20 protein-coding genes and 2 tRNA genes are annotated in these 19,335 nt (G+C 68.7%); 11 read left to right on the forward strand and 11 right to left on the reverse strand.

The window, feature by feature from the left end; genetic code table 11:
- Positions 1-78 precede the first annotated feature (78 nt).
- A complete protein-coding gene (gene recQ, locus J4573_RS19355; protein ID WP_372442851.1) occupies positions 79-2,055 on the forward strand; it encodes a DNA helicase RecQ in 1,977 nt (658 codons plus the stop codon).
- 111 nt (positions 2,056-2,166) lie between these two features.
- Here the strand turns inward: recQ and J4573_RS19360 are convergent, their stop codons facing one another.
- Both J4573_RS19360 and J4573_RS19365 read right to left on the reverse strand, forming a co-directional pair.
- Positions 2,167-2,925: an MBL fold metallo-hydrolase gene (locus tag J4573_RS19360; RefSeq protein ID WP_208257133.1), complete on the reverse strand. Its 759-nt coding sequence runs from the start codon at positions 2,923-2,925 to the stop codon at positions 2,167-2,169.
- Entirely contained in the window at positions 2,922-5,276 is a 2,355-nt protein-coding gene (locus J4573_RS19365) for a phage holin family protein (protein WP_208257134.1), read from the reverse strand. The genes J4573_RS19360 and J4573_RS19365 overlap by 4 nt, the downstream gene beginning before the upstream one ends.
- A gap of 153 nt (positions 5,277-5,429) precedes the next feature.
- On the opposite strand from J4573_RS19365, the gene J4573_RS19370 reads away from it, so the two are divergent.
- Entirely contained in the window at positions 5,430-5,687 is a 258-nt protein-coding gene (locus tag J4573_RS19370; RefSeq protein WP_208257135.1) for a hypothetical protein, read from the forward strand.
- On the opposite strand, the gene J4573_RS19375 is transcribed toward J4573_RS19370, so the two are convergent.
- Entirely contained in the window at positions 5,663-6,451 is a 789-nt protein-coding gene (locus J4573_RS19375) for a methyltransferase domain-containing protein (protein ID WP_208257136.1), read from the reverse strand. The genes J4573_RS19370 and J4573_RS19375 overlap by 25 nt on opposite strands.
- A 26-nt stretch (positions 6,452-6,477) precedes the next feature.
- On the opposite strand from J4573_RS19375, the gene J4573_RS19380 reads away from it, so the two are divergent.
- The 7 genes from J4573_RS19380 to J4573_RS19410 all read left to right on the forward strand — a co-directional run bounded on the left by J4573_RS19380 (position 6,478) and on the right by J4573_RS19410 (position 10,855).
- A complete protein-coding gene (locus tag J4573_RS19380) occupies positions 6,478-7,449 on the forward strand; it encodes a Gfo/Idh/MocA family protein (RefSeq protein WP_208257137.1) in 972 nt (323 codons plus the stop codon).
- 93 nt (positions 7,450-7,542) lie between these two features.
- The gene (locus J4573_RS19385) at positions 7,543-7,926 is read left to right on the forward strand and encodes a PPOX class F420-dependent oxidoreductase (protein ID WP_208257138.1); all 384 of its coding nucleotides are present in this window, start codon (positions 7,543-7,545) and stop codon (positions 7,924-7,926) included.
- A 48-nt stretch (positions 7,927-7,974) separates the two neighbouring features.
- Positions 7,975-8,412, forward strand: coding sequence for an antibiotic biosynthesis monooxygenase family protein (locus J4573_RS19390; protein WP_208257139.1), 438 nt, complete (start codon positions 7,975-7,977; stop codon positions 8,410-8,412).
- Between the two features lie 63 nt (positions 8,413-8,475).
- A complete protein-coding gene (locus J4573_RS19395; protein ID WP_208257140.1) occupies positions 8,476-9,114 on the forward strand; it encodes a class I SAM-dependent methyltransferase in 639 nt (212 codons plus the stop codon).
- Between the two features lie 21 nt (positions 9,115-9,135).
- A complete protein-coding gene (locus J4573_RS19400; RefSeq protein ID WP_208257141.1) occupies positions 9,136-9,756 on the forward strand; it encodes a DUF1707 SHOCT-like domain-containing protein in 621 nt (206 codons plus the stop codon).
- A gap of 121 nt (positions 9,757-9,877) precedes the next feature.
- Positions 9,878-10,456, forward strand: coding sequence for an AAA family ATPase (locus J4573_RS19405; RefSeq protein WP_208257142.1), 579 nt, complete (start codon positions 9,878-9,880; stop codon positions 10,454-10,456).
- Positions 10,457-10,567: 111 nt separating this feature from the next.
- Positions 10,568-10,855, forward strand: a complete 288-nt coding sequence (locus tag J4573_RS19410; RefSeq protein WP_208257143.1) for a hypothetical protein — start codon at positions 10,568-10,570, stop codon at positions 10,853-10,855.
- 222 nt (positions 10,856-11,077) lie between these two features.
- Here the strand turns inward: J4573_RS19410 and J4573_RS19415 are convergent.
- Positions 11,078-11,153: transfer RNA gene (locus J4573_RS19415), tRNA-Arg, on the reverse strand.
- Positions 11,154-11,372: 219 nt separating this feature from the next.
- On the opposite strand from J4573_RS19415, the gene J4573_RS19420 reads away from it, so the two are divergent.
- Positions 11,373-11,819: a hypothetical protein gene (locus tag J4573_RS19420; RefSeq protein ID WP_243773228.1), complete on the forward strand. Its 447-nt coding sequence runs from the start codon at positions 11,373-11,375 to the stop codon at positions 11,817-11,819.
- A gap of 115 nt (positions 11,820-11,934) precedes the next feature.
- A tRNA-Ser gene (locus J4573_RS19425) sits at positions 11,935-12,023 on the forward strand.
- Between the two features lie 105 nt (positions 12,024-12,128).
- On the opposite strand, the gene J4573_RS19430 is transcribed toward J4573_RS19425, so the two are convergent.
- The 7 genes from J4573_RS19430 to J4573_RS19460 form a co-directional block, all read right to left on the reverse strand.
- The gene (locus J4573_RS19430) at positions 12,129-13,040 is read right to left on the reverse strand and encodes an SMP-30/gluconolactonase/LRE family protein (RefSeq protein WP_208257145.1); all 912 of its coding nucleotides are present in this window, start codon (positions 13,038-13,040) and stop codon (positions 12,129-12,131) included.
- A 132-nt stretch (positions 13,041-13,172) separates the two neighbouring features.
- On the reverse strand, positions 13,173-13,934 hold the full coding sequence (locus J4573_RS19435; protein WP_208257146.1) for a DeoR/GlpR family DNA-binding transcription regulator: 762 nt from the start codon (positions 13,932-13,934) through the stop codon (positions 13,173-13,175).
- 97 nt (positions 13,935-14,031) lie between these two features.
- On the reverse strand, positions 14,032-14,655 hold the full coding sequence (locus J4573_RS19440; RefSeq protein ID WP_208257147.1) for a hypothetical protein: 624 nt from the start codon (positions 14,653-14,655) through the stop codon (positions 14,032-14,034).
- 1,256 nt (positions 14,656-15,911) lie between these two features.
- Entirely contained in the window at positions 15,912-16,592 is a 681-nt protein-coding gene (locus tag J4573_RS19445) for a response regulator transcription factor (protein WP_208257148.1), read from the reverse strand.
- A gap of 18 nt (positions 16,593-16,610) precedes the next feature.
- A complete protein-coding gene (locus tag J4573_RS19450; protein WP_208257149.1) occupies positions 16,611-16,781 on the reverse strand; it encodes a hypothetical protein in 171 nt (56 codons plus the stop codon).
- A 3-nt stretch (positions 16,782-16,784) separates the two neighbouring features.
- Positions 16,785-17,903, reverse strand: coding sequence for a glycosyltransferase family 2 protein (locus J4573_RS19455; RefSeq protein ID WP_208257150.1), 1,119 nt, complete (start codon positions 17,901-17,903; stop codon positions 16,785-16,787).
- Between the two features lie 109 nt (positions 17,904-18,012).
- Positions 18,013-19,335 (reverse strand): sensor histidine kinase, encoded by a 1,323-nt coding sequence (locus tag J4573_RS19460; protein ID WP_208257151.1) that lies wholly within the window; start codon positions 19,333-19,335, stop codon positions 18,013-18,015.

The following is a 19,335-nucleotide window of genomic DNA, read 5'->3' on the forward strand; positions in this document are numbered from 1 at the left end:
GGGCGGCTGCTCGATTGGTGGGGTTTGCGCGGGATGGTTACGCGGATCGCGGGCGCGGGTTGTCATTAGGATGGCTCGGTGGCTTCCCCCGAGACCGGACCCGGCCCGAACGATCCGTACGAGGCAGGCCTGCCTCCGGAGCCCGATCCCGATCCGTACGATCTGCCGCCGGAGCCGTACGACGAGTACGAGGCCTACGAGGCGCCCGCGGAGGCGCCGCCCGTTCAGGCGCGCGAGGTCGGTAGCGCCCTGGAGGCGCTGCAGCGCGTCTTCGGGTACGACTCGTTCCGCGGCGACCAGCAGGAGATCATCGATCACCTCGTCGAGGGGAACGACGCGCTGGTCCTGATGCCGACCGGCGGCGGCAAGTCGCTCTGCTACCAGATCCCCGCGCTCGTCCGTAAGGGCGTCGGCGTCGTGATCTCGCCGCTGATCGCGCTCATGCAGGACCAGGTGGACGCGCTGCAGGCGCTCGGCGTGCGCGCCGGGTTCCTCAACTCCACGCAGGACATGGACGAGCGGCGCGTGGTCGAGGCGCAGTTCGTCGCGGGCGATCTCGATCTGCTCTACCTGGCGCCCGAGCGGCTGCGGGTGGAGTCGACCGTACGGCTGCTGGAGCGCGGCACGGTCTCGCTGTTCGCGATCGACGAGGCGCACTGCGTGTCCCAGTGGGGGCATGACTTCCGGCCCGACTACCTGATGCTTTCCGGGCTGCACGAACGCTGGCCGGACGTTCCGCGGATCGCACTCACCGCGACTGCCACCCAGGCCACCCGCGAGGAGATCGCGACCCGGCTGGACCTGGAGAAGGCACGTCACTTCGTGGCGAGCTTCGACCGGCCCAACATCCAGTACCGCATCGAACCCAAGAGCGACCCGAAGCGCCAGCTGCTGTCCCTGCTCCGCAGCGAGCACGCCGGGGACGCGGGCATCGTCTACTGCCTGTCGCGCGCTTCCGTGGAAAAGACCGCCGACTGGCTCGTGGAGAACGGAATCGAGGCCGTTCCCTACCACGCGGGTCTGGACGCGCGCGTACGCGCCACCAACCAGTCGAGGTTCCTGCGCGAGGACGGCCTCGTCGTGGTCGCCACCATCGCGTTCGGCATGGGCATCGACAAGCCCGACGTCCGCTTCGTCGCGCATCTCGACCTGCCTAAATCAGTAGAGGGCTACTACCAGGAGACCGGCCGCGCCGGTCGCGACGGCCTGCCTTCGACCGCCTGGCTGGCGTACGGGCTGCAGGACGTGGTCAACCTCCGCAAAATGATCGACACGTCCGAGGGCACCGACGACCACCGCCGCCGCATGCGCACCCACCTCGACGCGATGCTCGCGCTATGCGAGACCGTCGAATGCCGCCGCGTGCAGCTGCTCAACTACTTCGGCCAGACCGGTGAGCCCTGCGGCAACTGCGACACCTGCCTCACCCCACCCGAGTCCTGGGACGGAACGGTCGCCGCGCAAAAGGTCCTCTCTGCGATCTGGCGGCTGCAGAACGAGCGCCGCCAGAAGTTCGGCGCCGGCCACATCGTCGACATCCTGCTCGGTAAGAAGAACGCCAAGGTCATCCAGTTCGACCACGACAACCTCAGCGTCTTCGGCATCGGCACCGAACTGTCCGCGAACGAATGGCGCGGCGTCGTCCGCCAGCTCCTCGCCCAAGGCCTGATGGCCGTCGAGAGCAACTACGGCGCTCTCGTCCTGACCGACACCAGCGGCGACGTACTGGGCGGCCGCCGCAAGGTCAGCCTGCGCCGCGAGCCCGAACGCGCCGCACCCAAGGCCGGCAAGTCGTCGTCGTCCTCCCGCAAGGCCGCCGCCGACATGCCCGCCGAGGCCGCCCCCTTCTTCGAACGCCTCCGCGCCTGGCGAGCCGCCACGGCCAAGGAACAGGGCGTCCCCGCGTACGTCATCTTCCACGACGCAACGCTCCGCGAAATCGCCACCGCCCTCCCATCCTCCCTGGCCCAGCTAGGCAAGATCAGCGGCGTAGGCGAGAACAAACTCGCCAAGTACGGCGAACAAGTCCTAGAAACCCTCGCCTCCACCGACTAACCACTTAAAGGCAGCGGCAACCTCAAGTTGCCGCTGCCTGTCGTTCGTCGATTTCGACGGGCGGACCATCAGGCCGTAGCTAACCGCCACCCCGCCTCATTGCCACAGGGGTCAGGGGGTCAGGTCTGCGGTTTCGCCTGGGCCGAGGATGCGGACTCGGGTGTCGGGGGAGGCCTCGCTTACGCGGCGGGCGAATTCCTGCTCGGGGCCTAGGAACAGCTGTGGGCGGACCTTGTCCAGGCCTACTGGCCAGAGGGTGCCGTAGTGGATGGGGATGGCTACTTCGGGGGCGCTGCGGCGGACTGCTTCGGCAGCGCGTTCGGGGTCCAGGTGGCCTGGTCCTAGGGTCGGTCCCCAGCCGCCTATGGGAAGCAGGGCGGCGTCTAGGCGGCCTAGGTTTGCCATGCCGTCGAAGAGGTCGGTGTCCCCCGCGAACCAGGTGACGCGTTTGTTGCCTGTGACCACGTAGCCGAGGGTGGGTGCGCTGTGGCGTGACCAGGGGTGGCGGCGGCCGCTGTGCTTGGCGGGTACGGCTCTTACGCCGACTCCGAAGACTTCGGTTTCCTTGCCTTGTTCTAGCTCGACGCAGCGTTCTGCCAGGTCGTCCGGCAGGAGCGCGCGGCTGCCGCTTGGGGCGACCAGCACGGTGGTCTCCGGCAGCATCCGTAGGGATGGGATGTGCAGGTGGTCGGCGTGCATGTGCGAAATCAGCGCCGCGTCCGCCGCGCGTGCCTCAAGCCTTGGCAAGGGCCCGCGGCGTCTGTAGAGGTGCCCGACCCGGCTGGTGAGCAGGGGATCGGTGAGCAATCGCACGCCGTCGTAATCGACAGTGGCGCAACTATGGCCCCACCAGGTAATGCCCGAACTCATTGCAGTCCTTTGCGGTGACCCAACCGTTCCAACCAGCCTACGAACAACCGGTGCACCGCCTCCGCGCCGACCAGCGGTTCAGCGGGCACCGGCCAGTCTGCGGGGTGAACGAGCATCGCCTCGGTCTGCCAGCCGCCCAGTCCCCCGTGGCAGCCGACCAGCTCCTCGAACGCCGCCACCTCGCCCGTCGCCTCGTCCACCATGCTGTTGAGGTAGATGTCAGGCGCATGGTCGAGCCGGGTCACCCGCAGCATGTCGGCGGCCGCGTTGGCAGGGAAGTCCGCAAGCGGATCGGAGCCGTCGACCGTGCCGTCGACCAGATGGTGGATGCCGTCCCGGCCCACCGCGATCGGCCCGCCTGTTTCTGATTCCACTACGGCGAACGCGATTCCCGGATGGTTGGCCAACGCCCCGACCATGCCCGGCCAGAGACGTTCGATCTGCTCGTAGGTAAGCCTGCCGGGCTCGCGGGGAAAGTAGACCAACCCCAAGTTGCCCGAGGCCGCGACCACAACCTCAGGGCGTTCCTGCTGCACGGCAGGTGTCTCGTTGCCGCGTACGGCAGGTGTCTCGTTGCCGCGTACGGCAGGTGCGGTCTGGGCGGCGGATTGCTCATGCGCGCGTACGGAAGGCGCCTCGTCGGCACGGGCGGCGGGCGCGTCACCGTCATGTGCGGCGGGCGGTTCGTTCTGGCGTATGGCGGAACGGCCGTCGCCTGCTAGGGGCTGAGCGGCGTTCTCATCATCGAGGGCTACAACGGCCTGCGCGGTGCGCGGCTTTGCTTGTGCTCTGCCGTCCGTCCCGTGGGTGGGGCCCAGGCCGGTGCGGGCGCGGTCTCGGAGGACGCGGCGGGCTATGCCGGCGCTGACGCTTTCCTGTTCGGTCAGCTGGCTGAGGAAGGTGTTGACCGGTCCCCACTCCTCGAACGTGCCTGTGGCGGTTTGCATCTGGGCCGTGCCGCCCATGAGGTCGCGGACCAGGTCCTCCAGGGGCAGGCCGTAGCGTTGCCGGAAGGTGGCGCCCTGGCTTTGACCGTGGTCGGACACGACCACGAAAGCGTACGGGCGGGGAGCCTGGGCCGCGACACGTTCGAGCTGACCGAGGACCTCGTCGAGACCTTCGAGAGCGCGCAGGGATTCGGCGCGGACCGGTCCGGCGTGGTGGGCGATCTCGTCGTAGTCGACGAAGTCCACGTAGACGGAACGGGTTCCGCGCATGAGCTGCTCTACGACGAGGGCCACGTTGAGGTCGCGGAGCATCACGTTCGTCACACCGCGCAGGAGGACGTACGAGCCGCCGCGGCGGATGCGGGGTTCGATGCCGAGGTTGCGCTGGCGGCGGGCCTGGTAGAGCTCCTTGGCCATTTCGCCGACGGTCAGGATGAGCGCACGGCTGAAGCCGAACGGGTGCGTGAAGAACGAGGCGTAGGAGGACGACGGTCCTAGGGCGTCGCGGCGGCGGCCGGACGCGCCGCTCATGGAGAGCAGGCTCACGGCGGCGTCGCCGGAGAACAGGTTGCTGATGCTCGCGCCGTCGTCGGCGAGCAGGCCGCGGCCGTCGGAGATCCGGGACTCGATCTCGGCGGCGTCGGCGGGCCGGTTGGCGACGAGCATCCGCCCGGCGTCCTTCTCGTACCAGCGGAACGCGGGGATGCCCTCGGTCGAGCCGTGCAGCAGGCCGGCCTGCGAGACCGGCGTGGTCGAGGGGACGCGCGCCGTCCAGCCCCGTACGACATGCTCGCCGGAACGGACCCAGCGCGACAGGTTGGGGAGGTTCCCCGCGTTCAGCGCCCAGTCGAGGACCGGCCGCGGAACGCCGTCCAGCTGCACGAACACCACGCCGGGCATGTCACTGGGTTCGATCACGCCGCGGCCGCGCGTGGCCTGGCGGACGCAGTGGCCGATGAACGCGTCGTCGGCGTCGACGGCGAGGAGCCAGCTGAGGATCGTGGCGAACAGCGCGTACAGCCACGCGGCACCGATCGCGTCCCAGAACGAGTTGACGTCGATGCCCGGCGCGAGGGTCAGGCCGACGTAGCCGACGATCGCCTGGGTGAACAGCCCGATCGCGAACACCCCGAACCACGAGAGCGCCACCGCGAGGGCGGTGAGGACGGGCCGCAGCACGGCGTCCACGATGGCGATGATCAGTACGGCGGCCACGACGCTCGCCGGGGTGCGGGCCGATATCCCGCCGTGGATCGCGATGATGGCGGACAGCACGAGGACGCCCAGGAACCAGGCCCACAGCAGATTCACGACCTGCCGCCAGCGGGGCCGCCAGCCGCTCAGCAGCCAGCGGGCGAGCCGATTCCGCCTGCTCTGCCTGCGCTGCGCAGGCACCTCGACCATGAGCCGATCAGAACAGATGACCCCGGGCATGTAAAGCAAGGGGTCACCCTGACCTGCACAAATACCGATAATGTGCGACTCGTTCGAGGACAGGTTCGTGGCCTCGGTCTGGCGGGCATATGGCTGACCGGGGACGATGATGATCGGGGGAGCATGCCGGACGACGAGGAAAAGGCGATCGAGATCGGTGAGGCCCTGGCGGGCATGCGGCTCGTGCCGCTACCGACCGGCTGGACGGCGCTCGCCGCGGTCGTGCTGGTCAAATGCCTCGACGAGGAGGGCCGCGCGTCATGGGCGTTCCGGACGACGGACGGCCTGAACGACGAGGAACTGCTCGGTGCCCTTGTCGTACGGACGGACCTGCTCAGGCGGGAACTGCTCGACGCCTACGAGGGCGAGGACGACGACTGAACGACCAGCATTTCGGTCGCGCCGCGCTGGAATTCGTACTGCACTGGCCGCAGCTCGGCTCGCAGGACGTTGTGGCGGCTCGGGCCGTTCAGATCGTTGTGGCTCGGGCCGTTCAGGTCGTTCACGGCGCTCGGGCCGTTCAGGTCGTTCGAGGCGCTCGGGTCGTTCGAGGCGCTCGGGTCGTTCGAGGCGTTCAGGGCGTTCAGCAGCGGGTTGAGGAAGGCGACCGGGTCGCCTGGGCCGCGGCGTACGAGCGGATAGACGCGTACCTCGCGTCGCGCGACCCTGGCCATCTCCAGCAGCGCCGCCTTGTGCCAGGCCTGGTCGAACGGGTCGGCCCACGTGAACAGCAGGTGCGACGACAGCACGAGGTCCACGCTGTTGTCGCGGAGCGGGAGGGTCGGCAGGCTGCCCGCTATGTAGCGGCCGGGTCGTTCTTGCACATCGTTCAAGAAACGCTGTGCGGCGGCGGCCCGGACGTCCAGGAAGGCTTCGGGCGAGCCGTACCAGTCCCAGGTGAAGCTCTCCTGCGCGTCCAGACGCATCGCGCCCAGGTGAACGCTGTCCTCCGCGATCCGTTCCGCCAAGCTCGCGGCCTGGGCGTACAGCGGATCAACGGCGAGGCCGCGACCCCCTGCCGCGCCGAGTTCGGCGGTGAAGCTGGACGCTCCCCCAGCACAATCCAGGACAAACCCTTCCAGATCAGCCTGTGAGAGCGAGAACATCGCCACATATTCGGCGAACGAGCGCGAACTGAGCAGCACGCAAGGCAGCTTACGAGGAGGCCGTGATGGAGCCGATCCGATGGGGGATCTTGGGCACGGGCACGATCGCCCGCGTGTTCACCGAGGACCTGTTGCGCCTGCCCGACCATGCCGTCGTGGCGGTCGGCTCGCGTTCCAAGGACACCGCGGAGGCCTTCGCCGACCGCCATTCCGTGACCCGCGCGTACGGCTCCTATGCCGAGCTGGCCGCGGACGACGAGGTGGACGTCGTTTACATCGCCACACCCCATAACCTGCACGCTTCCAACGCTCGGCTATGCCTGGAGGCCGGACGCGCTGTTCTCGTAGAGAAGCCGTTCACCGTGACCGCCGCCGAGGCGACCGAGACCGTTGCCCTTGCCCGGGAACGCGGCCTCTTTGCATTGGAGGCGATGTGGACCCGTTTCAACCCGGTCATCGACCACCTACGGACTCTGGTCTCTTCAGGGGCGATCGGTGAAATCCAGGCCATCTACGCCGACTTCAGCGCCGCGTTCCCGTACGACCCGGAACACCGCGCATGGGCACCCGCCTTGGCCGGCGGCGCACTCCTCGACCTGGGGATCTACCCCTTGTCGTTCACCTGGATGCTGATGGGCCAGCCCGACCGGGTCAACGTCATCTCCACCCCGGCCCCTACCGGCGTGGACGCCAATACCGCAATCACGCTCGGTTTCCCTAGCGGCGCCGTGGCTCTGCTTCATTGCGGGCTTTTGGCGGACTCTCCCCAGTCGGCCACCATCGTGGGAACGGCCGGGCATATCCACATCCCCGATTTCTGGCACCCGAACTCGCTGACCCTTCACCGTCCAGGCTCGGAGCCCGAGACGTACAGCGTCACCCTGAACGGCCAGGGCTACACCTACCAGGCCATAGAGGTCGCCCGCTGCCTCCGTGCCGGCCTCCTCGAATCCCCCAAGATGCCCCTGGACGAGACCATCGCCATCCTCAAGGTCATGGACACCCTCAGAACCCAAGCCGCAGCACCCCAGGCCTAGCCTCAGACCCCACGCCTAGTCCCAGGGCCCCAGGCCGCCCGCCGCTTAGCCCCATCCCTGGACGGCGGCGCTCCTGCGGGTACTTTTGTCTGCATGATCCCTGAAAGCCATGAGGACCTGCTGATCCGCCCGCTGTTCGTTCATCTTGCGACGATCGGTCCCAACGGGGCGCCGCAGGTGCAGCCCATCTGGCAGATCTGGGACGGTGAGGTGCTGCGCTTCACCACGACCACCGATCGCCAGAAGCACCGCAACGTGGTCGCCGACCCGCACGTGTCGATCTCGGTGAACGACCCGGACAAGCCGTACCGCTACCTGGAGATCCGCGGCCTCGTCGAGTCGATCGAGCAGGACCCCGAGGGCAACTTCTTCGACGTCCTCGCCCAGCGCTACGGCCTCGAGTACCAGCGCCCCGTCGGCGACAAGGACAGCCGCGTCATCCTGGTCGTTCGTCCGGTCAAGACCACCAGCCAGTAACCCTGACGGCCGCTGGCGACTGCACCGCGACCTGGACATGGCGCGACCGTGGCGCTCACCGACACCAATCTGGGCGGTGAGCTGTCGCTGCCGTTCTACGAGGACAAGATGGGATATCGCAGACAGGCTGTGATCTTGCGCAAGCACCTGGACCAAGGAGCCCCGATGATCGCCAGAGTCTGGCGCGCGACCGCCACCCCCGACGGAGCGGACGCCTACCGGGAGCACTTCACCGGCTCCGTCCTGCCCGCGCTCCGCAGCCTGAACGGCCATCGAGGCGCGTACCTCCTCCGCCAAGACGCGGAAGGCCAGGTGGAGCTGGAGGTCATCACCCTCTGGGAGTCCTTCGAGGCCATCCACGCCTTCGCCGGCGCCGACGCGACATCGGCGGTCGTGGAGCCGGAGGCCCAGGCCGTTCTCCTCAACTTCGACAAAACGGTCAGCCACCGTACGGTCGTGGTCGACACCGTGACCGACCAGACCTGACCCCCAGCGCCTGCGCTAGCCTCGAATCTTGGGTTGCACGGACCCCCGGAACAGGAGGGTTCCATGTCCAACCTGCCCGAGTACTACCAAGAGCGCGCCGGCGAATACGACGCCATCTACGCCAAGCCCGAACGCCAGAACGACCTGGCTCGCCTCCACGCGGCCTTGCCCCGCCTGGTCGAAGGCCGCCGCGTACTGGAGATCGCCGCAGGCACCGGCTACTGGACCCGAACGCTGGCGACGTCCGCCGCGACCGTCACCGCCACCGACCTCAACGATCAGCCGCTAGAGGTGGCCCGCGCCCGGCAGTACGGCCCGGCCCAGGTCACCTTCCAGACCGCCGACGCCTACGCCCTCACCGAGGTCCCGGGAGACTTCGACGCCGTCTTCATCGGCTTCTTCTGGTCCCACATTCTCCGCGAGGACGTCCCGCGCTTCCTGGAAGGCCTGCGATCCCGCCTCAACCCCGGAACGGCCATGATCGCCCTGGACAACCGCTACGTCCCAGGGAGCAGCACCCCCATCTCCCGTACGACCGCCGCCGGCGACACCTACCAGGAGCGCACCCTCACCGACGGGCGCACGTACGAGATCCTCAAGAACTTCCCCACCGAAGCCCAGTTCCGTACGGACATCGGGACCGACCTCAGCTGGACCGAGCTCCCGTACTACTGGCTTGCCACTTGCGACCTCAATCCATAGACACGCGATTACAGTGAATCCATGCCCGGCGAATTGGTGCCCGATCGCGGCAAACTCCGTGCCTCTCACGAGGACCGGGACCGGGCCGTGGAACGCCTCCGCATCGCCGCCGGCGACGGCCGCCTGAACGCCGACGAGCTGGACGAACGCCTAGAAGCCGCCCTCACGGCCCGTACCTACGGCGAACTCGAGGCCCTCCTCACCGACCTCCCGGCCGAAGCCGAGCCAGCCACCACCACCACCAAGGACATCTCGCGCATCGCGGTCAACAGCGCGACAGCCCGACGCGAAGGCCCCTGGACGGTCCCGCAGCGCCTGGAGATCCAGTGCGCCAGCGGTTCCGTCCACCTCGACTTCACCACCGCCGTGATCACGCTGCCCACCCTCGAGATCGACGCCTCAGTCCACAGCGGCTCCGTAACCCTCGTGGTCCCGCCAGACGTCCACGTCGACCTGGACGACGTCTCGGTAAGCAGCGCCAGCGTAAAGAACCGCGCCCGAGCCACCACCCCACAAGTCCGGCTCCGCGTTCACGTAACCGGCGAGGCCCACCAGAGCTCCATCACGGTCAGGCACCCCCGCCGCACCTTCTGGCAATGGCTCCTCCGCCGCCCCATCCCCGCCGCTAGCCAACTCGCCTGATCACCCCGCCTACCCGGCGCCCCTGAGCGAGCAAGGCAAACACCCTCCTCAACGCGAGGTCCATCAGCCTGCCCAAAACCCGTTGTCAGCTTCCGCATCAGCGACCAAGGAGCACGCACCAGTGAGCACGACCCAAAAGCCCAACCCAACCGACAAACCCGTACGCCCCCACCGGTACGTACTGACCGGGGCGCCGGGCGTAGGCAAGACCACGATCGCCCACCGCTTGAGGGCCCGCGGACTCACAGTCGTCGACGAGGCCGCCACCGACGTCATCGCCGACAGGCAGGCCCGCGGTGAGCAAGAGCCCTGGAACGGCCCCGGATTCCTAGAAGAGGTCCTCCAGACCCAACAAGAACGCCAGCAGAACGCCCCTGACACCGTTATCCAGATCTATGACCGTTCCCCGCTATGCACCCTGGCCCTGGCCCATTACCTGCAGCGCACAGTCCCAACAGCGCTGAAGGCGGCAATCGACCGCATAGAGCGCGAGAACGTCTACCAACGGCAGGTCTTCCTGATCCACCCGATCGGCTTCGTCACCCCCACCGCAGCCCGCCGAATCACGCTCGAGGAATCCCTAACCTTCGCCCGCATACACGAGCAGGTGTACCGATCCCACGGCTACGAGCTGATCGACGTCCCACCCGCCCCCATCGAACAACGCGCGTCAGCCATCGAAACCCACATCCGCCAGTGACCTGCGGACGGACAACCCAACCCACCTGCCCGGCAGCCCCAGCACCGCCTGGCGACGCCGTCGGTGAGGTGAGACGATCGCCGGAGGCCGTACGGGTGGAAGGGAGCCGTCGTGATCGAGATGCTGGCCGGAGCGCTGATCTTCGGAACCGGCCTGGCAATCGGTCGCCTCCTGCCCCGGCGCAAGCAAGACCAGAAGGCCGTCGAACGCGGGCCGTTGTGCCAGTGCGGCCACGGCGCCTCGTTCCACGACGTCGAGGGCCGCTGCCGTGCAGGCGTCGAACGCCCAACGTGGAACAACGGTGCATGGACGGGCAACGAGATGCAGCCGTGTGAATGCCAGAAGTACACCGGCCCCGAGCCCCTTCCATCCTTCTACGCTCCAGAACTACCCGAGTAACGAGACGCACGACCTCCAAGCTCGTTCAGCGACCGAGCCGGAGACCGTGAGTTGCGACACCCGGGCGCCTCACAGAGGCGTTGCCGCAGGTGGTCTCGGCGATCTCGGGGCGCGCGAGCATCACGATCACCGAGGACGTAGGGCCCCTTCGAGGGCTGAAGTCCGGCGGCTCCCAGGGAATGCAAAAGGCCCCTCCGCAGTGATCGCGAGGGGCCTTTGAGCTGGCGCAGCCGGAGGGATTCGAACCCCCAACCTTCTGATCCGTAGTCAGATGCTCTATCCATTGAGCTACGGCTGCTCAACCGGAGACAACTGTACCGGCTGTCTGGACCTAACCGCGAATCGGTTCCCCAGAACGCGCGTCCGGGGGTGGGGCCGTCGATCCGGGCCAGTGACCTGGGTCATGGGAACCGATCGGGGGGTAGCGGGGTCAAAGGGGTAATCGAGACGCAGGTGACCCGTGGGGTTTACCCTCGTCCGAGCCAAATCCCCCCGTTCAAGGAGAAATCCCATGCGCATGTCTGCCACGAAGCTGGTGGGTGTGATCGCCGTCGGTGGCGCCCTGCTGGCGTCGTCCGCCTGTGGCCCGCTGGACTCGGTCACCGGCGGCGGCGACAAGAAGGCCGCGTGCGACAACATCAAGTCGGCGGCGGAGAAGCTGTCCAGCACCTCCGTGGCGCCCGACCCCAACAACCCGCAGGCCAGTGTGGCGGCCAGCACGCAGAAGCTCACCGACTTCGCGTCGACGGTGCGCAGCGAGGGGCAGAAGGCCGGGGGTGACGTCGAGTCGTCCGCCTCCAAGTTCGCGAGTGACATCGACGCCGCTGCCGCGTCCCTGCGCCAGATGGCCAGCAACCCGCTCGGCGGGACCAGCGGGCTGAGCAGCATCAACAACATGAAGACCAGCGGCGAGGCGCTGTCCAAGGCGTGCGGCTTCAGCGGTGGGTTCCGGATCGGCATGTGACCTGCACGGCCGTCTCCCGCGCCCTGCGGGAGACGGCCGGCCGGGCTATGCTGGTGGCTCGCTTTGCCGGGGGTGGCAAACACCCGGTAACCTGTTCTCGGCCTGCTGGCCTCCTGGAGGATTCGCCTAGTCCGGTCTATGGCGCCGCACTGCTAATGCGGTTTGGGTGCAAGCCCATCCGGGGTTCAAATCCCCGATCCTCCGCTCTTCTTTACGCCCCGCCGAGGGTTCTCCCTCGGCGGGGCGTTTTGCTTTCTGGGAGGACGGCCAGGGGCGGCTGCGGCGTAGGTCGTGAGCCGGGCGGCTCGGTCAGGGGCGGGGGATGGCTACGGCGGTGTACGGGGTGTCGGGGGTCGGGGTTGTGTTGAAGCGGGCATTGGGCAGGTAGAGGCGGTTGCCGAACGGCGCCATGGTCGCGGGTACGTCGAAGCGTGGGTCGGTGACGCGGCGTACTACGCGGGCTTCGGTTCCGGAGGAATTCAGGTGGAGGACGGCCACGGTGTTAAGGCGGTTCTGGACGGCGTAGAGCGTTCGGCCGCGGAGGAGGAGGCCGTCGCCCTCGGGGAGGGAATCGCCATGGAGGTTGACCTGGTGGGTCACGCCGGAGAGGTCGGTGCGGAACAGGCGGCCGCTGTTCGACTGAACGATGAGTAGTGCCTTGCCGTCCGGGGTTGGTGTGATGCCGTTGGCGTTGAAGCCTTCGCCGTAGGTGATGTCTCCGGTGAGCGGGATCCGGGTTGCGGCGGCGGGGAGGCGGTTGCGGCGCAGGGGCAGCTTGTAGAGAACGGGGTTGGTCGAGTCCGTGATCCAGGCCGCGCCTTGGGTGAGGGCGATGTCGTTCACAAAAGCCGGGCCGGTGGTTAGGCGGTAGGACGCCAACTGGCGGCCGGTACGGATGTCTATGACGCGGGCGTCGCCGCCCGTGCCTCCGGCGACGAAAAGGCGGCCGGAGCGGTCGATCTGCATGCCGAGGGACGGGGTGCCCGGGCCGCGGCTGAAAATCGCGCCGCGGCCGGTGCGCAGGTCGGTGCGGTAGATCGAGCCATCGGCCATGGAGCTGAAGTAGGCGAACGGGCCGGGTCCTGTGGCGACGCCCTCGGGTTGGAAGCCGTTCGGGAGCTGGATCGTGCTCGGGTACGGCGGAGCGGATGCCTGGGCGGGGGCGGTCGTGCCGGCTGCCAGGGCTAGCGCCAGAAGGGCGGGCAGGTACTTGCGACGCATGATGTTGCCTCCATCGAGAGTCTCAACATTGAGACAACACCATGGGATTATTCTTTACGTCAAGTAGATCAATGTTGAGATAATTGAGCACAGGCCGGTGCTCGAGGATGGGCCTGGAGGCATGAGGAGGGGTCAGACGCGGATGACCTCGGGGCCGGTGGCGGCGATCTCGGCGGCGGACTCGGTACTGAGGCCGGTGTCGGTGATCAGCACGTCGATCTCGGACAGCTCACCGAAGCGCACCAGGTAGTCGTTGCCGATCTTGGTGTGGTCGGCGAGCAGGACGCGGCGGCGGGAGGAGGCGAGCATGGCCTTCTTCACGGCGGCCTCGGCCTGGTAGGAGGTCGTGAGACCGCGGGCCGCCGAACATCCGTTGGTCGCCATGAACGCCACGTCCACCCACAGGTCGGCCAGCGGGCGCAGGGCCCAGTCGTCGACGGTGGCCAGCGTACGGCCGCGCACCCGGCCGCCCAGCATGATGACGTTCAGGTTGGGGCGGGTGGCGAGGGCCGTGGCGTGCGGCGGGCTGTTCACGACGACGGTCAGCTCGCGGTCGGACGGGAGCAGCTGAACGAGGCGGGCGGTGGTCGTGCCGGCGTCGATGATGATCGAACCGTCGGCGGGAACCTCGGTCAGGGCGGCCTTGGCGATCCGTTCCTTCTCCTCGTTGAGGACCGCGTCGCGCGCCGAGAGGGCGGGCTCGAATCCGAGGCGTTCAACGGGGATGGCGCCGCCATGGACCCGGCGCAGCGTACCGACGCGTTCGAGGGCGGTGAGGTCACGCCGGATCGTCTCGGTGGTCACCCCGAACTCCTCGGCGAGCGCCACCACATCGACCCTGCCCTTAGAGCGGGCCCGGTCGAGTATCGCCTGCTGACGCTCTTCGGCGTACATGCTTCTCCGCCCCAGGTCGTGTCCGTGTGCCGCCATTGTCGTCCATGGCGGGGGCGGACTGCGATCGAGACGCGGCGGGCGGCGATCGAGGGCGCGGTCAAGGGGCGATCTTGTGCACGGTCACGCTGGCACCCTCCCGGCATCCGCGCGGCAGGCGCTTGAACATCACGTTCCCCTTCTTGTCGGCATGTGCGGCCTTCAGGGTCTTCACACAGGAGTGGTCGGCGAGGGCCGCCATGATCACGAAGATGCTCCCGACATCCCTCGCGCCCGCACCCAGCCTGGGGATCGACAGCGCCCACCGGCCGTTCACCACGGGGATCGGGCCACCGCTCGCGGCGTAGTAGCGGCCGTCCTGCGCGAAGATGAAGACCTGCAGAGAGTTGCCGCGGAGCTGACCGGCCGTGCCGGAGAGGCGTACCCCGGTCTTGCCCACGACGTCGGCGCGCTGGCCGGGCACTGCGATCGTGACCGCGGGCGGCGGATCCACCGGCGGCGGAACGGTGGACGAGGCGCTCGGCGTGATCGGCGACGTCGGAGTGATCGACATGGGCCGCCGGTCGTCGGCGGGCGCCCGGAGGCTGCTCGTTCCCGCGTCCCTGCGTGCGCCCGCGCTCGAGGACGGATCGCCGCCGCCCAGCGACTTCGCCACAGCCTGCGCGATGAGCAACGTGCCGCAGATGGAGATCACGGTCCAGCTGACGATGTAGCGAGTCTTCATGCGGCGCTTGGGCCCCTTCGGGCGCTCGTGAGCAGGCCCCTCGTGGTCCGCCTCCACCTCGACGCGCCGGTGACGCGGGCGCGGCCCGTCCTCAGGCGAACGCGCTGCTCTCCCGAGCCGACGTGGCGCCCGCTCGGCCGGACGGGCTGCGCGTTCGGTCGAACGGGAGGCTCGTTCAGCTGAGTGAGCACCACGCTCAGACGAGTGGACGGCATGCTCAGCTGGACGGGCTGCATGCTCCGGTGCACGCTCGGGCGCACTAGCGGCTCGCGTAAGCGGATGGGCTGCTAGCCCCGTCGCGTGGGCGGCCCGCTCGGGTGGACGCGCGTCCCGCTCCGCCGGGCGGGCGGCTTGCTCGGGCGGACGGAAAGCCCGCTCCGTCCGGCCGACTGCTCCCTCAGCCGAACGGGCGCCCTGCCCAGGCGGACGCGGGGCTTGCTCGGGCACGTAGGCGGCTTGCTCAGATGCACGGGCGGCATGCTCCGCCTGGCGAACGGCCTGCTCGGGCGCGCGGGCGGCACGCTCACCCGAACTAGAGGCCTGCTTAGACGTACGAGCCCCCTGCTCAGGTGTACGCGGAGCTCGCTCGGGCGCGACGTTGGCTTGCTCGGATGGGCGGGCGGCTTGCACACCCGGAGAGGCGGCTTGCTCGGGCGCGTGGGCGGCTTGCTCAGGCGGGCGCGCCGCTCGTTCACCCGAGCTGGCGGCTTGCTCAGGCGGGCGAGCGGCCTGCTCAGGTGGGTGCGCCGCTCGCTCACCTGGACGGGCGGCTTGCTCGGGCGGGCGTGCTCCTCGCTCGGGTCGGCGCGCCCCCTGCTCAAGTGGCCGAACGGCTTGCTCACTCGGAGGGGCGGTCTGCTCGGGCGGGCGGCTGGCCTGCTCGGGCGGGTGGGTTGGTTGCTTGGGCGGGGGGGGGGGGTGGGTTGGGGGGTGTTGGGCGGTCTCGGGGACTTTCGCTATTGGTTCGGTTTCGTGGGTGGGGCCGCCTCGGCCTAGGGAGCTCGGCGGGGTGGCTGGGCGGGGCGGACTTACGGGGGTGGGGGCGCTGAGGGGGGTGCGGTTGTGGCGTTGGGATCGGGTGGGTGGCTTGGCTGGGGGCCTGGGGCGGAACGGGTCGCCGGGGGATGCGCGGTGGGAGCCTCGTGAGCTCGATCGGTAGGAGGCGACCAGGCGGTCGGGTGGGTCGGACGACAGGGGGACGCTTCCGTGGGCGGGGACCTTCGGGTAGCCGCCGCTGCTCTGGGCGGGGTCGGGGTTCATTGCGGGACCTCCAACTTGATCCCTACGCCCCGTACCGTGTGCAGGTAGCGGGGGGCGGACGCCGTTTCGCCGAGCTTGCGGCGCAGCCAGGAAAGGTGAACGTCAACGGTCTGGTCGTTGCCGTACGGCTGGCGCCAGACCTCGGCGCGCAGCTCGGAGCGCGAGACCACCTCGCCGGGGCGGGCGGCCAGGTAGGCGAGCAGGTCGAACTCGCGGCGGGACAGGTCGATCGCCTGGTCGTTCATGAACGCCTCGTGCCGGACCAGGTCGATCCGCAGGCCGCCGACGGTGAAGACGGTGGACTCGCCTCCGCCGCCTTGCGCGCGGCGCAGGACGGCGCCCAGGCGGGCCTCGAGTTCTTCGACTGAGAACGGCTTGACCAGGTAGTCGTCGGCTCCGGCGTTCAGGAGGCGGACGATGTCGCGTTCGCCGTCGCGGGCCGTGACGACCAGGACGGGGATGGTCGATATTCCTCGCAGCATTTTCAGCAGTTCGAAGCCGTCCAGGTCAGGTAGGCCGAGGTCGAGGATGACGGCTTCGGGCGGGTTCTCGGAGACCTCGCGCAGGGCCGTCCAGGCCTCGCCGACGCTGCGGACCGAATGGTGGCGGTCGGTGAGGTCGCGTACGAGCGCGGTGCGGACTTCTAGGTCGTCCTCCACTACAAGAATGCGAGCCATGCCTGTTCGCGGTTCCCTTCATCGTCCTCGCCGGGGAAGGGCCCGCCAGACCGCGGCGGCCATGGACATGAGGGTGAACGCGGCGACGCCGATCCAGACGGCCTGCCAGCCCAGGAACGGCATGCCGGCCACGCTCGTCGCTCCGCACGCGCTCGGCGCCAATCCCCCTGCGGGGAACCGGTGATACATGGGCTACCACTTCCTTTCGGTGTGCAGAGCGGCCTCGCAAAAGGCTCTGAGCTGGACGGCCTGAAGGAACACGTCGAACGCCATTTCCACGAGCAGCAGCGCCGCGATGCACATCTGCGCAAAGCCGCGGGCCCGCACGGTGACCGCTCGTTCGATCGCGAAGACCCCGGTCACGCCTATCCAGAAGGGGCTGAGCGGGATGCTGCCGGTGGTGGTGAGGGTGGTCGCGATGGAGGCGAGATAAATGCCGATGACCGCGAGGCCGGTGAGGGCCAGCAACTGGCGTCCCCAATAACGGCGGGTCACGGGTGTCCAGCCATAGTCGATCAGATTTTCCAGCGCGCCTCTTTTCCAGCGGAGTCGCTGCCGGAAAAGGTCTCCCCACGTTGGCATGACCTCGGTCGCCAGAGTGCATTCGATGGGGCAGAGAATGCGCATCCGAAGGTGCAGGATCGCGAGGGTCAGCTCGTTGTCCTCGGTGAGGACGCGGACGTCGTACACATGCGGTGCGCCCGGCAACCGCCCCTCGCTACGCGCGTGAACGATCTCGCGCAGCGTCTCGGCCCGAAAGAGCGTGGCCGTTCCGCTGAGCACGAGCGCCTTGCCGTTAAGGCGCCGGACGTCACGCGCGTAGCGGGCGTATTCGTTGCGCTGGAACATGCCGACCAGGCCACCGCCGGGCTTGCCCTCGAACGTGCCGCCCACCGCCGCGTACCTGCCGGTGGCGAGGTAGGCGAGAGCGTGCACGATGAAGCCCGGATGAAGCGTGGAGTCGGCGTCCATCACCAGGATGGCGTCGTCCGGTCCGCAGTCCGGCAGGACGCGGTCCAGCACCTGGTTGAGCGCCCCGGCCTTGCGGTGCGCATTGTCGCGGGTCTCGACGATGTCGGCGCCGCAGAGATGGGCGAACGCGGCGGTCTCGTCGGTGCAGTTGTCGGCGATCACGATGATGCGGTCGGGCCGCCGTTCCTGAACGCGCAGGGAGGCGAGCGTATCGGCGATCTGACCGGTCTCGTCGCGGGCCGGAATGAGCGTGATCACCCGGGCCGACGCGGGCTTCATGGCCGGGAGACTCTGCTTTCCGTCCATCGCGTGGCGACGTCGCTCGAGCAGCTGCGCCATGACAACTCCCTTTGCATTCAGACCTGAAGTCCAATGCCATTTAATGCGACCGGGATATGAGGATGCGCTTATCCGACCTATAAGCAACTCCTAAGAAATCTTAAGTGTCTTATGGTTCGAGGGTTCGCCCCCGGGAACGCTCGCGTTGCTCGCGGTAGGAGGCCGTGGTCCGCAGCCACAGCCCGACGTGCGCGCCGCCCATCACCGAGCGGTCGATCTTCATTTCGCCGCCGGTGGACTCGGCCAGCCGCCGCGCGATGTCCAGGCCGAGCCCGGTGGAGCCGCCGCCGCTGCGGCCGCGTTCGCTCATCGTCTCGGGCTCGGGGATCCCCGGTCCGGCGTCGGAGATCAGGATGCCCGCGCGGTCCCGGCCGGACTGCACGGTGACGGCGAACGCGACGCCCTCGGGCGTGTGGTGGAAGACGTTCCCGAGCACCGCGTCCAGGGCCGCCGAGAGTTCGCCGCGCCCGACCGGCACCGAGACGCTGTGCTCCGGGCAGGTGAGATGCCATCGCCGGCCCTGGTCGTCGGCCAGCGCCGACCAGTATTCGACGCGTTCGCGCACCACCTCGGCGGCGTCGCACATCGCGGTGTCGGACTCGTCCTCCGAACGCCGCGTCATGCGGATCACCTGGTCGATCTCCTGCTCCAGGCGGGAGAGCGCGAGCCGGGTGGGCGCCGTCGCCTCGTCCACGCCGAGCCGGTCGACGTTCAGCCGCAGCACGGTGAGTGGGGTGCGCAGCCGGTGCGACAGGTCGGCGGCCATCTCGCGTTCGGTGGCAATCTGCCAGCTCACGCGTTCGGCGACGGTGTTGAACGCGATAGCGGTGTCCTGCAGTTCGGGCGGGCCCTCCGGCTCGATCCGCACGCGCATGTCGCCGGCGCCGAGCCGCGCCGCCGCCTCGCCGAGCCGCTGCGCCGCCCCGACCACCCGCGCGCCGAGCCGGTCGGCGGTGAACATCGAGAACGCGACCAGCAGCAGGCTGACCATGCCCATCACCGCCCACGCGGCGACCACTCCGGGCGGGAGGGCGTCGCCGGGCAGGCTGACCTGCACGATCGCGCCGCTCGGCGTGGCCTGCAGTACGACGCGCCGCCCGGACGAACGGGTCTCCATCGCCAGGCTCCGGCCGCGCGCCGACACCAGCACGGTCGACGGGACCAGCGAGCCGCCGCCGATCGTCGACCCGTCCGGGAACACCACCACCGACGCCCCGCCCGTCTCGGTGTTGACCACCGCGACGGCGTGCTCGATCGTCGCCCGGTCCGGGGAGCCCGACACCACCGACACCAGCACGCTCAACCGGCGCTGCGCCTCGATGACGGCCCGGTCCCGGGCCAGCTCCCGGGCGAGCAGCGCGCTGGGAACGAGCGTTCCCAGCGCGATCATCGACGTCACGGCCAGGGACACCAGCGCTAGCGTCCGGCGCAT

Source organism: Actinomadura barringtoniae (assembly GCF_017573505.1).
Lineage (GTDB): Bacteria > Actinomycetota > Actinomycetes > Streptosporangiales > Streptosporangiaceae > Spirillospora > Spirillospora barringtoniae.

What these genes read in the sequence shown, in the direction of transcription:
- J4573_RS19460 (WP_208257151.1), bottom strand. Translation starts at nt 19,335, where the DNA reads ATGCGCCGGACGCTAGCGCTGGTGTCCCTGGCCGTGACGTCGATGATC.
- J4573_RS19420 (WP_243773228.1), top strand. Translation starts at nt 11,373, where the DNA reads ATGTCTGCCACGAAGCTGGTGGGTGTGATCGCCGTCGGTGGCGCCCTG.
- J4573_RS19445 (WP_208257148.1), bottom strand. Translation starts at nt 16,592, where the DNA reads ATGGCTCGCATTCTTGTAGTGGAGGACGACCTAGAAGTCCGCACCGCG.
- J4573_RS19430 (WP_208257145.1), bottom strand. Translation starts at nt 13,040, where the DNA reads ATGCGTCGCAAGTACCTGCCCGCCCTTCTGGCGCTAGCCCTGGCAGCC.
- J4573_RS19435 (WP_208257146.1), bottom strand. Translation starts at nt 13,934, where the DNA reads ATGTACGCCGAAGAGCGTCAGCAGGCGATACTCGACCGGGCCCGCTCT.
- J4573_RS19380 (WP_208257137.1), top strand. Translation starts at nt 6,478, where the DNA reads ATGGAGCCGATCCGATGGGGGATCTTGGGCACGGGCACGATCGCCCGC.
- J4573_RS19365 (WP_208257134.1), bottom strand. Translation starts at nt 5,276, where the DNA reads ATGGTCGAGGTGCCTGCGCAGCGCAGGCAGAGCAGGCGGAATCGGCTC.
- J4573_RS19395 (WP_208257140.1), top strand. Translation starts at nt 8,476, where the DNA reads ATGTCCAACCTGCCCGAGTACTACCAAGAGCGCGCCGGCGAATACGAC.
- J4573_RS19440 (WP_208257147.1), bottom strand. Translation starts at nt 14,655, where the DNA reads ATGAAGACTCGCTACATCGTCAGCTGGACCGTGATCTCCATCTGCGGC.
- J4573_RS19455 (WP_208257150.1), bottom strand. Translation starts at nt 17,903, where the DNA reads ATGGCGCAGCTGCTCGAGCGACGTCGCCACGCGATGGACGGAAAGCAG.
- J4573_RS19370 (WP_208257135.1), top strand. Translation starts at nt 5,430, where the DNA reads ATGCCGGACGACGAGGAAAAGGCGATCGAGATCGGTGAGGCCCTGGCG.
- J4573_RS19360 (WP_208257133.1), bottom strand. Translation starts at nt 2,925, where the DNA reads ATGAGTTCGGGCATTACCTGGTGGGGCCATAGTTGCGCCACTGTCGAT.
- J4573_RS19400 (WP_208257141.1), top strand. Translation starts at nt 9,136, where the DNA reads ATGCCCGGCGAATTGGTGCCCGATCGCGGCAAACTCCGTGCCTCTCAC.
- J4573_RS19385 (WP_208257138.1), top strand. Translation starts at nt 7,543, where the DNA reads ATGATCCCTGAAAGCCATGAGGACCTGCTGATCCGCCCGCTGTTCGTT.
- J4573_RS19450 (WP_208257149.1), bottom strand. Translation starts at nt 16,781, where the DNA reads ATGTATCACCGGTTCCCCGCAGGGGGATTGGCGCCGAGCGCGTGCGGA.